14 protein-coding genes are annotated in these 14,829 nt (G+C 55.9%); 5 read left to right on the top strand and 9 right to left on the bottom strand.

Annotated features, from left to right (window positions below):
* Positions 1–72 precede the first annotated feature (72 nt).
* The gene (gene mutS / locus WLQ66_RS14995; RefSeq protein ID WP_340547255.1) at positions 73–2,688 is read left to right on the top strand and encodes a DNA mismatch repair protein MutS; all 2,616 of its coding nucleotides are present in this window, start codon (positions 73–75) and stop codon (positions 2,686–2,688) included.
* Between the two features lie 103 nt (positions 2,689–2,791).
* On the opposite strand, the gene WLQ66_RS14990 is transcribed toward mutS, so the two are convergent.
* Positions 2,792–3,355, bottom strand: coding sequence for a nucleotide exchange factor GrpE (locus WLQ66_RS14990; protein WP_340547127.1), 564 nt, complete (start codon positions 3,353–3,355; stop codon positions 2,792–2,794).
* A gap of 9 nt (positions 3,356–3,364) precedes the next feature.
* Entirely contained in the window at positions 3,365–4,441 is a 1,077-nt protein-coding gene (gene hrcA / locus WLQ66_RS14985; RefSeq protein ID WP_340547126.1) for a heat-inducible transcriptional repressor HrcA, read from the bottom strand.
* Between the two features lie 152 nt (positions 4,442–4,593).
* Here hrcA and rph point away from each other — a divergent pair, with 152 nt between their 5' ends.
* Genes rph through WLQ66_RS14965 form a run of 4 tightly spaced genes read left to right on the top strand, consistent with a single transcriptional unit; the run spans position 4,594 to position 7,423 of the window.
* Positions 4,594–5,307 carry a ribonuclease PH gene (gene rph, locus WLQ66_RS14980; protein ID WP_102855693.1) on the top strand — a complete coding sequence of 238 codons (714 nt, stop codon included), beginning with the start codon at positions 4,594–4,596 and terminating at the stop codon, positions 5,305–5,307.
* Positions 5,304–5,918, top strand: a complete 615-nt coding sequence (gene rdgB / locus WLQ66_RS14975) for an RdgB/HAM1 family non-canonical purine NTP pyrophosphatase (RefSeq protein WP_340547125.1) — start codon at positions 5,304–5,306, stop codon at positions 5,916–5,918. The genes rph and rdgB overlap by 4 nt, the downstream gene beginning before the upstream one ends.
* Positions 5,911–7,065, top strand: coding sequence for a radical SAM family heme chaperone HemW (hemW, locus tag WLQ66_RS14970; RefSeq protein ID WP_340547124.1), 1,155 nt, complete (start codon positions 5,911–5,913; stop codon positions 7,063–7,065). The genes rdgB and hemW overlap by 8 nt, the downstream gene beginning before the upstream one ends.
* A gap of 4 nt (positions 7,066–7,069) precedes the next feature.
* Positions 7,070–7,423: a YbaN family protein gene (locus WLQ66_RS14965; protein ID WP_340547123.1), complete on the top strand. Its 354-nt coding sequence runs from the start codon at positions 7,070–7,072 to the stop codon at positions 7,421–7,423.
* Here the strand turns inward: WLQ66_RS14965 and WLQ66_RS14960 are convergent.
* The 7 genes from WLQ66_RS14960 to WLQ66_RS14930 all read right to left on the bottom strand — a co-directional run bounded on the left by WLQ66_RS14960 (position 7,413) and on the right by WLQ66_RS14930 (position 14,813).
* Positions 7,413–8,306, bottom strand: a complete 894-nt coding sequence (locus WLQ66_RS14960; protein WP_340547122.1) for a ParB/RepB/Spo0J family partition protein — start codon at positions 8,304–8,306, stop codon at positions 7,413–7,415. The genes WLQ66_RS14965 and WLQ66_RS14960 overlap by 11 nt on opposite strands.
* A gap of 20 nt (positions 8,307–8,326) precedes the next feature.
* Positions 8,327–9,136 carry a ParA family protein gene (locus WLQ66_RS14955; RefSeq protein WP_340547121.1) on the bottom strand — a complete coding sequence of 270 codons (810 nt, stop codon included), beginning with the start codon at positions 9,134–9,136 and terminating at the stop codon, positions 8,327–8,329.
* Positions 9,129–9,743, bottom strand: coding sequence for a 16S rRNA (guanine(527)-N(7))-methyltransferase RsmG (rsmG, locus tag WLQ66_RS14950; RefSeq protein WP_340547120.1), 615 nt, complete (start codon positions 9,741–9,743; stop codon positions 9,129–9,131). The genes WLQ66_RS14955 and rsmG overlap by 8 nt, the downstream gene beginning before the upstream one ends.
* Before the next feature lies 1 nt (position 9,744).
* Positions 9,745–11,619 (bottom strand): tRNA uridine-5-carboxymethylaminomethyl(34) synthesis enzyme MnmG, encoded by a 1,875-nt coding sequence (gene mnmG / locus WLQ66_RS14945; protein ID WP_340547119.1) that lies wholly within the window; start codon positions 11,617–11,619, stop codon positions 9,745–9,747.
* Between the two features lie 12 nt (positions 11,620–11,631).
* Entirely contained in the window at positions 11,632–12,924 is a 1,293-nt protein-coding gene (gene mnmE, locus WLQ66_RS14940; protein ID WP_340547118.1) for a tRNA uridine-5-carboxymethylaminomethyl(34) synthesis GTPase MnmE, read from the bottom strand.
* A gap of 30 nt (positions 12,925–12,954) precedes the next feature.
* A complete protein-coding gene (gene rho, locus WLQ66_RS14935) occupies positions 12,955–14,226 on the bottom strand; it encodes a transcription termination factor Rho (protein ID WP_340547117.1) in 1,272 nt (423 codons plus the stop codon).
* Positions 14,227–14,357: 131 nt separating this feature from the next.
* Positions 14,358–14,813, bottom strand: coding sequence for a CopD family protein (locus tag WLQ66_RS14930; RefSeq protein ID WP_340547116.1), 456 nt, complete (start codon positions 14,811–14,813; stop codon positions 14,358–14,360).
* Positions 14,814–14,829 lie beyond the last annotated feature (16 nt).

Genomic DNA, 14,829 nt, shown 5'->3' with positions numbered 1-14,829 from the left:
CGCCTGATTTGTAAGGTCGCGCCAACCAAATCCCCCATTTTACGGAGCCGAACTTTGTCCACAGTCACGCCGATGATGGCCCAATACCTCGACATCAAGGCGCAGTACCCGGATGCCCTCCTGTTCTACCGCATGGGTGATTTCTACGAGATGTTCTTCGACGATGCTGTAAACGCTGCCGAAGCGCTCGACATTGCGCTGACCAAACGCGGTAAACACGAAGGCGAGGATATCCCGATGTGCGGCGTGCCCGTCCATGCGGCGGAGGGATACCTGTTGACGCTGATCCGCAAAGGCTTTCGCGTGGCGGTCGGTGAACAGCTCGAAAGCCCCGCAGAGGCCAAGAAACGCGGGTCCAAATCCGTTGTGAAACGCGATGTGGTGCGACTGGTCACACCCGGCACCATCACCGAGGATTCCCTGCTGGAGGCGCGTCGTCATAACTTTCTGACCGCCTATTGCGAATTGCGCGACGTGGCGGCGCTTGCCTGGGCCGATATCTCGACGGGTGCATTTCACGTGATGCCAGTCGCGGCCGTACGACTATCGCCCGAACTGGCGCGTCTGGCCCCTTCCGAACTGATTGTGGCTGATGGCCCAGCGCTGGATCATCTGCGTCCCATAGCTGACGACCACCAGATCCCCGTGACCCCATTGGCCAAGTCCAGCTTCGACAGCAGCGCCGCTGAGAAACGTATCTGTGATCTGTTCAAGGTCTCGACGCTCGAGGCATACGGCACCTTCAGCCGCGCCGAGATTTCGGCGATGGGCGCGGTGATCGACTATCTTGATATCACCCAGAAGGGCAAATTGCCCCTCCTTCAGCCACCGGTACAGGAAGCCGAAGACCGCGTCGTGCAGATTGACGCCGCAACCCGCCGCAGCCTGGAACTCACCCGCTCGATGACCGGGGGGCGAAGCGGCTCGTTGCTTTCAGTGGTTGATCGTACGGTGACGCCCGCCGGTGGGCGTCTGCTCGAACAACGGCTGTCCAGCCCCTCCCGCAATCTCGATGTGATCAGAGCGCGGTTGGCGTCTCTGGACTTCATCGTCGAGCAAACGCAGCTGGCCCAATCTCTGAGGGCCACCCTGCGCAAGACACCTGATCTTGATCGGGCACTCTCCCGCCTTGCGCTTGAGCGTGGCGGCCCCCGAGACCTCGCCGCCGTACGCAATACGCTGATCCAGGCGGAGGCGATTTCCAATCTCTGCGCGACGATGGAGATGCCTGAGCTGTTGCAGCAGGCACTCGCTGGCCTGACCGGGTTTGATGATCTCCTCCCCCTCCTTGACGCAGCGCTGATCGCAGAACCGCCACTTTTGGCGCGCGACGGCGGTTTCATTGCCGAAGGCTACGACAGCGATCTGGACGAAGCCCGCACGCTGCGCGACGAAGGGCGGTCCGTCATTGCGGCCCTGCAAAAGAAATACTCGGACCACACCGGTATCACCTCGTTGAAGATCAAGCACAATAATGTGCTGGGCTACTTCATTGAAACCACGGCAACCCATGCCGAGAAAATGCTCTCTGCCCCATTGTCAGAGACATATATTCATCGCCAGACCACCGCCAATCAGGTGCGTTTCACCACTGTCGAACTCAGTGAGATCGAAACACGCATCCTGAACGCGGGCAACCTCGCCTTGGAAATAGAGAAACGGCTCTATACAAGGCTTTCCTGCGCTATTCTCGACCATGCCGCGAGATTGAATGCTGCCGCGCGCGGGTTGGCGGAACTGGATCTTGTTACAGCGCTTGCCGATCTGGCCCTAGGTGAGAACTGGCAACGACCATCGGTTGATAACTCCCGAGCCTTTGACATCACCGGTGGACGGCACCCAGTTGTGGAACAGGCCCTGCGCCAGCAGGGTGGGACTTCATTTGTGGCAAATGACTGTGCACTCACGGCCAACGGTGGTGCCGCGATCTGGTTGCTGACCGGCCCGAATATGGCCGGCAAATCAACCTTTCTGCGCCAGAATGCCTTGATCGCCATACTCGCGCAAATCGGCAGCTATGTACCCGCCGACAGCGCTCATATCGGGCTGATCAGCCAATTGTTCAGCCGTGTCGGTGCCTCAGACGATCTCGCACGGGGCCGGTCAACCTTTATGGTGGAAATGGTCGAAACCGCAGCAATCCTCAATCAGGCGGATGACCGGGCGCTGGTGATCCTCGATGAAATCGGACGCGGCACCGCAACCTATGACGGCCTCTCGATTGCCTGGGCAACACTGGAACACCTGCATGAGGTCAACCGAGCCCGGGCGCTGTTTGCCACCCATTATCACGAGCTGACCCAGCTCGCTGGCAAATTGCCTGGCGTCGAGAATGCCACGGTTTCAGTCAAGGAATGGGAAGGCGATGTGATCTTCCTTCACGAGGTGAAGAAAGGCGCAGCAGATCGCTCCTACGGGGTACAGGTGGCCCAGCTCGCAGGGCTCCCGGCAAGCGTTGTCACCCGGGCGCGCGATGTGCTCGACATGCTGGAGGAAGGCAGCCGCAGTGGCGCCGGCAAAATTCAGATCGACGATTTGCCGCTGTTTGCAGCCGCCCCGCCTCCGCAACCGAAAGCTCCGGCAGGCCCGTCACAATTGGAACAGCTCCTGGGCGACATCCACCCTGACGATCTCTCACCAAGAGAGGCGCTGGAGGCACTCTACCGCCTGAAGGAGGCCGCGAGCTGACATAGAAAAGCGGCCAGCTTGGATCACCAAGGGCCGCTTGTCATCTTTCTAAAAATACTCGCGCCGCAGGCACGGGCCATAGGCCCGCCTACGACCGCCGGTATCAACCTGCCGGTGTCGAAGACACGCCAACCTGCGCGGGGCGCAGAAGACGGTCGTGCAGCATGAACCCCTCGGCAGATACCTGAATGATATCGCCGGCTTTGGTTCCCGGAACCGGAGCTTCGAACATGGCTTCATGCACCTGCGGGTCGAATCTATCGCCCACTTCCGGCGCGATGACCTGCATACCATGTTTTTCAAACACGCCGAGCAGCGCCCGCATGGTGAGTTCGACGCCTTCGATCAGCGCTGCAGAAACTTCACGCTGCTCATCGGTCGCCGCTTCAATCGCGCGTTTCATGTTATCGTATACCGGCAGCATGTCACGTGCCAGTTTGGACCCACCGTATTGCTCAGCTTCGCGACGCGCCTTGTCGCCGCGCTTGCGGGCGTTTTCCGCATCCGCCAGCGCGCGCATGAAACGGTCTTTCAGTTCATCCCGTTCGGCACGCAGGCTGTCCAATTCCAGTGCAGCATCATCATATTCTTCAGTCTGCGCAGAGAGCTCTTCCGCTTCGGCTTCTGTGATGTCGTCCAAAAAATCGTCGTTCTTGGGCTCTGCCATATTTCACCTCTAAGTCCGGTCGGAAAGAAGCTTCCCGACCAGTTGCGCCGTATAGTCCACAATCGGCACGATCCGGCCGTAATTCAGGCGGGTCGGGCCAATGACACCCACCGCACCAATGATCTTTCGATCCGCGTTCATATAGGGAGACACCACCAAAGAGGAACCCGAAAGTGAAAAAAGTTTGTTCTCCGAACCGATAAAAATGCGCACACCTTCGCCATCCTCGGTCAGCTGGAGAAACTCCTCGATATCGCGCTTCCGTTCGAGGTCATCAAACAGGTTTCGGATCCGGTCCAGCTCCTCAGCCGCCCCCCCTTCCGACAGCAGATTCGCCCGGCCGCGCACAATCAGTCGCGCCGTATCGCTGCCCTCATCCTCCCAGGCCGCCAGACCGCTTTCGATCATTTCACGGGCCAGAACGTCGATCTGCTGCTGACGGGCCTTGATCTCTTCCTGTATCGCACCGCGCACATCGCCCAATGTGCGCCCTTCGATCAAAGCGTTCAGAAAATTTGCCGCCTCCCGCATCGAACTTGGCGTTTGCCCCGGCGGTGGCGTGAACAGACGATTTTCCACGTGGCCGTCTGAGAACACCAGCACGACCAGAGCGCGATCATGGGCCAGGGTGACGAATTCGATGTGCCGGATCTCTGCCTCGTGCTTGGGCGTCAGCACTAGAGATGCTCCCCGTGTCACGCCTGACAGCGCGGAGCCGACACGATCCAACATACCTGCAAGACCTGCGGACCCGGTCCCGGAATTCGTACCCATGGTTTCATCAATTTTTTGACGATCCTGATTATTGAGATCACCGACCTCCAACAGACCATCAACAAACATCCGCAAACCGACCTGTGTTGGCACCCGCCCGGCACTGGTGTGCGGACTGTTCAGCAACCCCAGATGCTCCAGATCCTGCATCACGTTACGCACCGTGGCGGCGCTTACCTTCTCGTTCAGGGAGCGCGTCAGGGTACGGCTGCCAACCGGATCTCCCGTCTCAAGATAGGATTCCACGACAGCGCGGAACACGTCCCGCGACCGGTCGTTCATATCCTTCAGAATGTCACTACTGCTGTTCATCGCACTCTATGTGTGGTCGCTGCCGTTTCTGCGCAAGGCTTCGCCCGCCCCTACCCTTGTCATTAAAGAGCGCAGCATCAAAAGGTCAATCATGCTTGCATCGTCAACCCTGCGGGCGCTATCCCGATTGGTAAGCAAACAAAGGATGACCCATGCGACCCTCTGGACGAGACTTGAACCAAATGCGCGCCGTTTCCATCGAAACAGGCTTCACCAAACACGCCGAAGGGTCCTGCCTGATCAAAATGGGCGACACCCATGTGCTGTGTACCGCAACCATCGAGGACCGCGTTCCGCCCTTTATCAAAGGCACCGGGTTGGGCTGGGTCACCGCAGAATATGGGATGCTGCCCCGTGCCACGAACACCCGTATGCGCCGTGAAGCCGCAATGGGGAAACAGGGTGGCCGCACTGTCGAAATCCAGCGCCTCATCGGTCGTGCCCTGCGCGCAGGTGTTGACCGAGTCGCGCTTGGCGAACGGCAGATCAGCATCGACTGCGATGTCCTCCAGGCAGACGGCGGCACGCGCTGTGCGTCGATCACCGGTGGTTGGGTGGCATTGCGGCTTGCAGTTAACAAGCTGATGAAGACAGGTGAGGTCAAGATAGACCCGCTTGTTGATCCCGTCGCGGCCGTTTCCTGCGGTATCTATGCAGGCCAACCTGTCCTGGATCTCGACTACCCGGAGGATTCCGAAGCCGGCGTCGATGGCAATTTCATCATGACTGGATCGGGCCAGTTGATCGAAGTCCAGATGTCCGCCGAAGGATCCATGTTCAGCCGTGAGCAATTGAACACCCTGATGGATTTGGCGACCAAAGGCACCGCTGAACTGGCCGAGATGCAAAAGGCAGCCTGCGCATGACACGCAAGTTTGCCGGCGACCGCCTGCTTGTCGCCACACACAACAAAGGCAAGCTGGAGGAGATGAAGCATCTCCTCCAGCCGTTTGGCGTCACGGTAATTGGTGCCGACGAAATGGACCTGCCCGAGCCGGCCGAGACAGAAGATACCTTTGTCGGAAATGCGCGGATCAAGGCCCATGCCGCCGCAAAGGCGACCGGCCTACCCGCCCTGTCCGATGACTCGGGTATCACCATTGATGCGCTCGACGGCGCCCCCGGAGTGTATACTGCCGACTGGGCAGAAACCGGTGACGGACGCGATTTCATGATGGCAATGACGCGTGCCCATAATGAACTGGAAGCGAAACAAGCCCCCCACCCGCGGCTCGCCCAATTCCGCTGCACTTTGGTTCTGGCCTGGCCAGATGGTCATGATGAGGTCTTTGAAGGTGTGATGCCCGGACAACTCGTCTGGCCCATTCGGGGCAAGGACGGCTTTGGCTACGATCCAATGTTCCAACCTGATGGTCATGATCAGACCTGCGCCGAAATGGATCGCTGGGCCAAGAACAAGATCAGCCACCGCGGCCAGGCCGTTGCCAAATTCGTCGAGGCTTGTTTCGGTGGATGATTGGCGCAACGGGGGTTTTGGGCTTTATATCCACTGGCCGTTCTGCCAGGCCAAATGCCCCTACTGCGATTTCAACAGCCATGTCACGGCGCAGATTGATCAAACCAGATGGGCCGCCGCCTATCGCGCAGAGATGCTGCGCGCTGCTCCAGAGCTTTCTGGTCGTGTCTTGAACACTATCTTCTTCGGAGGCGGTACGCCGTCGCTGATGCATCCGGATACTGTCGCCTCCATCATCGAAACGGCGCGTGAAATATGGCCTTTTTCCAATGACATAGAGATATCGCTTGAAGCAAATCCGACCTCGGTCGAAGCCGGTCGCTTTGCTGGTTACCGAGATGCCGGCGTCAATCGGATTTCTATGGGTATTCAGGCACTTAACGACGATGACCTACGCCGCTTGGGGCGTTTGCACAACGTCGCCGAGGCGCAGAAGGCGTTTGATGTGGCTCGAAACTGCTTTGACCGAGTCAGTTTCGATCTGATCTATGCCCGACAGGGCCAAACACTCACCGACTGGCGACAGGAGCTTGATCAGGCCTTGTCGATGGCCATTGATCATCTTTCTCTCTACCAGCTGACAATTGAGGAAGGTACCGCCTTTGGGGATCGCTATGCCAAGGGCAAGCTGCGGGATCTTCCCAGTGATGACAACGCAGCAGAGATGTATCTAGCGACACAAGAAATCTGCGACAATCATGGCTTACCCGCTTATGAAATCTCCAATCATGCACGACCCGGTGCGGAGTCCCGACACAATCTGATCTATTGGCGGTATGGTGATTACCTTGGTATTGGTCCGGGCGCCCATGGACGCCTCACCATTGGAGGTCAGCGATATGCTACTGAAACCTATCTTCAACCCGGTGCCTGGCTCAATGCCGCCGAACGCACAACCGGTGAGACCAGCCGCACGCAATTGACATCAGAAGAGTCTAGCGCCGAATACATGATGATGGGCATGCGGCTTGTCGAGGGGCTAGATAGTGATCGCTTTCAGGAAATCTCCGGCCGATCACTTCCTGCTGAACGTATCTCAGACTTGGCAGATATCGGTATGATCGAGATTTCGGGCAACCGTCTGCGGGCAACCGATTCCGGTCGTGCAGTCTTGAATGCGGTCCTCCGCGAACTGTTGGTGGAGTGATCGAATGAGGGTTCTATACGCCACGCTCGGAATGCTCTGTGTTGGCCTGGCGCTACTGGGTGTTGCCCTCCCACTTCTGCCGACAGTCCCCTTCCTTCTTCTTGCAAGCTTCTTCTTTGCCAACTCCTCCGAACGCCTGCATGACTGGATCATCAGTCACCGCTTATTCGGCCCTATGATTCAGGACTGGCACGAAAGAGGAGCGATTCGCCCGGCCGCAAAAAAAGCGGCAACCCTATCGGTTGCCGCCGTTTTCAGCCTATCCATTCTACTGTCTGCCCCTTCACATGTCCTGATCATCCAGGCCATTGTCCTAAGTGCAGTGATGGTCTTTATTTGGACGCGCCCTAACGGCTGAGACGTCCGCAAAGATCATCCAACTCATCCAGAGACGCGTAGCTGATAGATACAACCCCGCTCTCGCCACCAGCACGATGGTCAATCGACACCTTCATACGCAAGGCAGCTGATAGATCAGCTTCCAACGCACGGGTATCGGCATCCTTCTCTGCAGACTTCTTCGCCGAGCGAGAGGTCGCAGCCTGAAGACCCGCTGCATCCTTCTTCACCAGAGCCTCAGTTGCGCGAACCGACAGACCACCCTTGACGATTTTCTTGGCGAGCTCTGACGCGTTGTCTGAGGTGATCAGAGCACGGGCATGACCAGCCGACAGGCGGCGCTCCTGAACCAAGGTCTGAACATCATCTGGCAAATGCAACAGCCGGACGAGATTTGCAATGTGACTACGGCTCTTCCCCAATGCCTCGGCCATTTTCTCCTGGGTATGGCCAAACTTATCCATAAGCTGTTTATAGCTCTGCGCCTCTTCCATCGCGTTCAGGTCGGACCGCTGAATGTTTTCGATAATGGCGACTTCCATCATCTCGACATCCGAGTAATCCCGAATAATAACCGGGACCTCGTGCAGCTGAGCGCCTTGCGCGGCACGCCAACGACGTTCGCCGGCAACAATCTCGTATTGACCGCCTGGGCGCGGGCGCACGATCAGCGGCTGCAGTACGCCCTTTTCCCTGATTGACGCCGTCAGATCGTCCAAATCCTCCTGCAGGAACTGGCGACGCGGCTGATCCGGGTTCGCGATTACTTTTTCGATCGGCACCATGACTTCGGTACTTCTGACTGCCTGTTTCTCTGTGCTAACAGGTTCCGGGTTCACATCCGCCATTAGAGCTGACAAGCCTCTTCCCAATCCTCTGGGTTTGTTTTTCTTTTCTGACATTACTGCGCCTCCAGCTGTGGTCAGGCTGCGAGTTTCTGATGTCTCGCAATCAGTTCTTCTGCAAGGGCGCGATACGCATTCGCCCCAAGCGAGTTTGTGTCGTAGTTCAGCACCGGCAGCGCATAAGACGGCGCCTCACTGACACGTACGTTACGAGGGATCTTCGTTTCGAATACCAACTCCCCCAAATGACCGCGAGCATCTTGCTCAACCTGCTGAGACAGATTATTCCGGCGATCAAACATGGTAAGGACAATCCCCTCAATACGAAGATTGGGATTGGCGGTTTGACGCACCTCACGGATGGTCAACATCAGCTGAGAGACCCCTTCCAGCGCAAAGAACTCACTCTGCAAAGGAACGAGAACCGAATCCGAAGCCACCATAGCATTAACCGTCAATAGGTTCAGCGATGGCGGGCAATCGATCAGGATATAATCCCAGTCGTATTCATCCATTGCCGGCTGACGAAGTGCATCGTGCAGCAGGAAGCTGCGCTTCTCATTGGTGAAAAGCTCGATATCAGCCGAACTCAGATCGACGGTAGCAGGAATAATGCAAAGATCTTCGATCTCAGTCTCTCGAATGACATCGCTCAATGCGACATCATCAACGAGAAGATCATATGTCGTATGGGTTCGGTCGGCTGCTTCGATACCTAAACCTGTAGACGCGTTTCCTTGCGGATCAAGATCGACCACCAAAACCCTGTAGCCGGTTTCTACCAAGGCCGCCGCCAAGTTGATTGCTGTCGTGGTTTTGCCAACTCCGCCCTTTTGGTTGGCGACTGCAATAATACGAGGCCCAGCCGGCCGGGACAAATCAGACACGCGTCACTCCCCTGATTTCTAGTATAACCGCCTCGGGTTCAGTCCAACTACTAGTAGATTTCAGGTCGAATTGCCATTGGCTCCTCGCGTTATCCACTTCTTTTTTCCATTGCACTCCTTTGGAAAGCAAGGCAATTCCACCGGGATGAAGATGATGTTCGGCAAAACCAAGAAGATTCGTCAGATCAGCCAGAGCGCGGGCAGACATGACATCGGCGCCGATTGATGGAACCTTTTCAATTCTCTCAGAAACCACTTTTGCCGTCGCTCCGCATTCCCTAATAGCCGTGCGTAGAAAGGCGCATTTCCTTTGATCGCTTTCAATCAGCGTGATCGAACAATCAGGCGCCCGCTCTGCTGCAATGATCGCCACAACCACCCCAGGAAAGCCGCCGCCGCTGCCGATATCGACCCAAGTCTTCGGAAACTCAGTCAGCTCACAAATCTGGATAGAGTCGACGATATGCCGGTCCCAAACACTGTCCAGAGTGGATTTTGCAACAAGATTGATCTTGGGAGACCACTTTTTTACCAAACTTTCATAATGTTTAAGGCGATCATATGTTTCACGTGAAACATATGACTTTCCAATTTGCATTTCAGTCATCTCAGGCGGTCCTACCCTGGGTCACAGTGCTGCCACGCCGGAGCCTGGCAAGGATCAAAGCAAGCGCAGCTGGTGTCATGCCATCCACTCGACCAGCTTGCGCGAGGGTTTCAGGCCGTGATCGCTCCAATTTTCCGCGTAACTCGTTCGAAAGCCCTTCGAAATCATAGGTAAAATCAGCGGGAATAAGATATCCTTCGTCGCGCTTCATCGCCTCGATCTCGCGCTTCTGACGGAGGATATAATTCGCATAGAGAGCGTCCCGCTCGATCTGTCGGCGAATAGGCTCCTCGCACTGCTCCAACTCGGGAAGCAAGCGCAGGATATCTTCAAAAACGACATTCGGGAACGCCAACACATCCGTGGCAGTCCGCCGGTTCCCGTCCTGGTTCACAGTTACGCCCGCCTCGTTGATTTCCTTTGGCGTGAATTGTCGGCTATCCATCACATCCCGCGCAGCCTCAAGCTTCTCCATTTTTTTGGAGAAGGCAGCGTGACGGCGTTCTCCCACGCAGCCCAACTCGATGCCAATACCTGTCAGCCGTTGATCAGCATTATCGGCGCGAAGTGAAAGGCGAAACTCAGCCCGCGATGTGAACATGCGATAAGGCTCAGTTACGCCATTGGTTGTCAGATCATCGATCATCACGCCTATATAGCTTTCAGAGCGACTGAATGTGACCGGATTGTTTCCTTTGGCATAGCGCGCCGCGTTCAGACCAGCCACCAACCCTTGAGCTGCAGCTTCCTCATAACCCGTCGTGCCATTGATCTGGCCGGCTAGATACAAGCCTTGATGCGATTTCAGCGCTAGATCCAACCCAAGCGCGCGAGGATCGACATAGTCATACTCAATTGCATATCCTGGCTGGAGTATTTCGGTTTTTTCCAATCCGACTATCGAGCGCACGTAGCGCTCTTGGACATCCACCGGCAGGCTCGTTGAGATGCCGTTTGGATAAACGGTATGATCATCCGCACCTTCCGGCTCAAGAAAGATCTGATGGCTTGTCTTATCGGCAAAGCGCACAATTTTATCTTCGATGGATGGGCAATATCTGGGCCCTACCCCTTCAATATGCCCACCATACATCGCAGATCTGGCAAGATTATCCCGGATGATATCATGTGTTTTTTCATTGGTGTGTGTGATCCCACACACCACTTGAGGCGCTGAAATTGACTTACTCAGGAAGCTGAACAGAGTGGGATCTTCATCTCCAGGCTGGCCTTCAAGTCTATCCCAAGCGATTGTCCGACCATCCAGTCGCGGCGGAGTGCCGGTTTTCAATCTTCCCAGGCGAAGATCAAAACTGTCCAGCCGCTCTGCAAGCCGCACTGAGGGCTTATCCCCCATACGGCCGCCGGGCCTGGAGACGTCCCCGATATGAATGACGCCTCTTAAAAACGTACCTGAAGTCAGGATCACGGCCTGGCTGAATATTTCACTATCATCGGCGAGACGCACACCCTGAATGCGGTCACCGGTCATAAGAAAGTCGATAACTTCACCGATGACGATATCCAGATTGGACTGATCCTGAGTTTCGGCGAGCATTTGCAGGCGGTAGATTTTACGATCGGATTGCGCTCTCGGCCCCTGAACCGCAGGGCCTTTACGTCTATTCAGCAGTCGAAACTGGATACCGGCCTTATCTGCAACACGCCCCATGACGCCATCAAGGGCGTCTATCTCTCGGACAAGATGCCCCTTCCCCAATCCGCCAATGGCGGGATTACAGGACATCACACCGATGCCCTCCTTGGTCAGGGTCACGAGTGCGGTCCTCACACCCATGCGGGCTGCTGCATGTGCAGCCTCCGTGCCGGCATGACCACCGCCAACAACAATCACATCATAATCTGGATGTTTCACGTGAAACACTCCTCATTTCCCCAAGCAGAAACTTGAGAATATTTCGTCCAGTAGGTTCTCAACACCGACCCGTCCCACAAGCATCTCCAAAGCACGGATAGCAGACCGGATATCCTCCGCTGCGACATCATAGTATTCAGGTCCACCGGCTAAGATCATCTGTGCCGAGTTTAGACGATCAGATGCGGTTCGCATCGCTTCCTTGTGACGCGCACGCGTTGCAATACCAGCTTTTCCGGCCCTGTTCTGTAGGATATCGGTGATAGCCACTATCAAAGCCTCGACGCCCTGTCCGGTTTTTCCAGATATAGCCAGCACATCCTGATGTTCTTCGGCCAGGTCGGCTTTTGGAACCACCACAATATCGTCAGGCTCGATGTCGATATCAATAGCAGCAGGATCGTCGGTCAGAAATACGCGAAGGTCTGCTTCTTGAGCGCGCTTCTTTGCAAGTTTGATACCGATCCCTTCAACATGGTCGTCAGTCTCCCGCAAGCCGGCGGTGTCGAGTAGCGTCACAGGGAGACCCGCCAGATCCATCCGGACCTCGATCACATCACGCGTCGTACCCGCGTATTCAGAAGTAATAGCCGCCTCACGGCCGGCGAGCGCATTGAGCAAAGTCGATTTTCCGACATTCGGCGCGCCGACAATAGCAACTTCGAATCCATTCCGAATACGTTCAGCAATTTGAACACCTGAAATCTGCGGCTGCAAATCAGCAGCTACGCCGGCGAGCAGCCCCGCAACCTCGGCGGTTACATCGACAGGGACATCTTCATCAGCGAAATCAATAGTCACTTCAATAAGTGAGGCTGCGCGAATGAGATCCTTGCGCCACCGCTCGGCCAGGTCTGCCAAGCCGCCGGCGAGAACGGCTTGCGCCTGGACACGCTGAGCATCCGTCTCAGCCTCGATAAGATCCGCCAGCGCTTCAACTTGAGAAAGGTCAAGCTTACCATTTTCGAGCGCACGCCGAGTGAATTCGCCCGGATCCGCAAGGCGCACATCATCGAACCTACCCAGAAGCTCAAGCATCGCGGTTACAACAGCTGTACTTCCATGAACCTGGAATTCAACCGTATCCTCACCGGTAAAGCTGTTGGGGCCGGCAAATGTCAGGATCAATGCCTCATCAATCCGAGCGCCAGCCTGATCGGAAATCACCCGCAGACTACGCCCAGGACACGGCAAAGCACCGCCACTGATAACAGAAGCGGTGTTGATCGCCTGAGGACCTGACAATCGAATAACCGAAACGCCGGCCTTCCCCTGAGCGGAGGCCAGCGCAAAGATCGTGTCCATCGGAACCTTCCTTTCGTGCCGGCCCGGGTATTAGGTGTTCATTGAGTCGAAGAATTCAGAATTTGTCTTTGTTTGCTTCAACTTAGACAACAGAAACTCGATTGCGTCAGTGGTCCCCATCGGGTTGAGGATACGGCGAAGGACAAATGTCTTGGCCAGGTCACCCTTATCAACGAGGAGGTCTTCTTTCCGAGTACCCGACTTGAGAATATCAATTGCCGGGAAGACGCGTTTGTCCGCAATCTTACGATCAAGGACGATTTCCGAGTTACCGGTACCTTTGAACTCTTCAAAGATCACCTCGTCCATACGGCTGCCGGTGTCAATCAATGCGGTGGCGATGATGGTAAGCGAACCGCCTTCTTCGATATTCCGCGCCGCACCAAAGAATCGTTTCGGGCGCTGCAGGGCGTTTGCATCGACACCACCGGTCAGAACCTTACCAGACGATGGTACCACAGTGTTAAAGGCCCTACCAAGTCTTGTGATGGAGTCCAGAAGAATAACTACATCTCGTTTATGCTCAACAAGACGCTTCGCTTTCTCAATCACCATCTCAGATACGGCAACATGCCGGGTCGCTGGTTCGTCGAAGGTTGAGGAGACAACCTCACCTTTCACCGACCGCTGCATATCTGTGACTTCTTCCGGACGTTCGTCGATCAGCAGAACGATCAGGTAACACTCAGGATGATTTTTCGCGATGGAATGCGCGATGTTCTGCAGGATCACCGTTTTACCGGTCCGCGGCGGTGCCACGATAAGAGAACGCTGACCTTTACCGATCGGCGAAACCAGATCGATCACACGGGCAGACCGGTCCTTGATGGTTGGGTCTTCGATCTCCATCTTCAGCCGTTCATCGGGATAAAGCGGCGTCAGGTTGTCGAACGCAATCTTATGACGGGCCTTTTCAGGCTCCTCGAAGTTGATCTTGGTGACATTGGTCAGCGCAAAATAACGCTCTGTCTCCAACGGTGCCTTGATTTGCCCCTCCACGGTATCACCGGTGCGCAGCGAATACTGGCGGATCATTTCAGGGGAGACATAAATGTCGTCCGGACCCGGCAAGTAGTTTGCCTCAGGCGAGCGCAGGAACCCAAAACCGTCCTGCAGCACTTCCAGCACGCCATCGCCGCCGATGTCCCAGCCTTCATCTGCGCGTTCACGCAGGATCTGGAACATCATCTCGCCCTTGCGCATCGTGGAGGCGTTTTCGATCTCAAGCTCTTCAGCCATAGACAGAAGATCCTTGGGGCTTTTTGCCTTCAGATCGGAAAGGTTCAGGGATTGAACGGTCATATATATACGGCCTTTATTCTCCCACTGTTAACTGGGGAGCGGTGTCATAGGTATAAGGAAGACACGAGTGCCCGGACGGGCCCGTTAAGGCGCATACATAAGGGGTGTTGCCGTTTGAGTCAAACCCCCGCTCAGAACTTGAAAACGACTGATATGACGATGACCACCATCAGCAGTGTCGGGACCTCATTCATCATTCTATAGCTGCGACCGGTTCGGGTGTTCTGCCCGTTTGCGAAGTCCCGGTGACGGAACAACAGCCAGTGATGGAACCAGGTCATCCCCAGAACGCTCAGGCCCTTGCTCCAGGGCCAGATAGCGCTCCAGTCCACCAACCCCGGCGTAAACACCATTACGAGGCCTGCTGCCCAGCTGACGTACATGGCGGGCCGCATGATGATACGAAGCAGCTTCTCCTCCATCATGACAAAGATCGGAAGGCTCTCTGGCACCTTCTCTGCCTGTTCCACGTGATAGACAAAAAGACGCGGTAGATAGAAGAGACCAGCCATCCAGCTGATCACGGCCATGATGTGCAGCGATTTGGCGTAGGGGTAAATTTCAAACAGTAGATCGCTCAGATCCATGGTCGGCCTCTCGGTT

The organism is Phaeobacter sp. A36a-5a (assembly GCF_037911135.1).
Taxonomy (GTDB): Bacteria; Pseudomonadota; Alphaproteobacteria; order Rhodobacterales; family Rhodobacteraceae; genus Phaeobacter; species Phaeobacter bryozoorum.
Note: the sequence above shows the minus strand (reverse complement) of the source record. Positions and strands in the feature narration are given on the sequence as shown.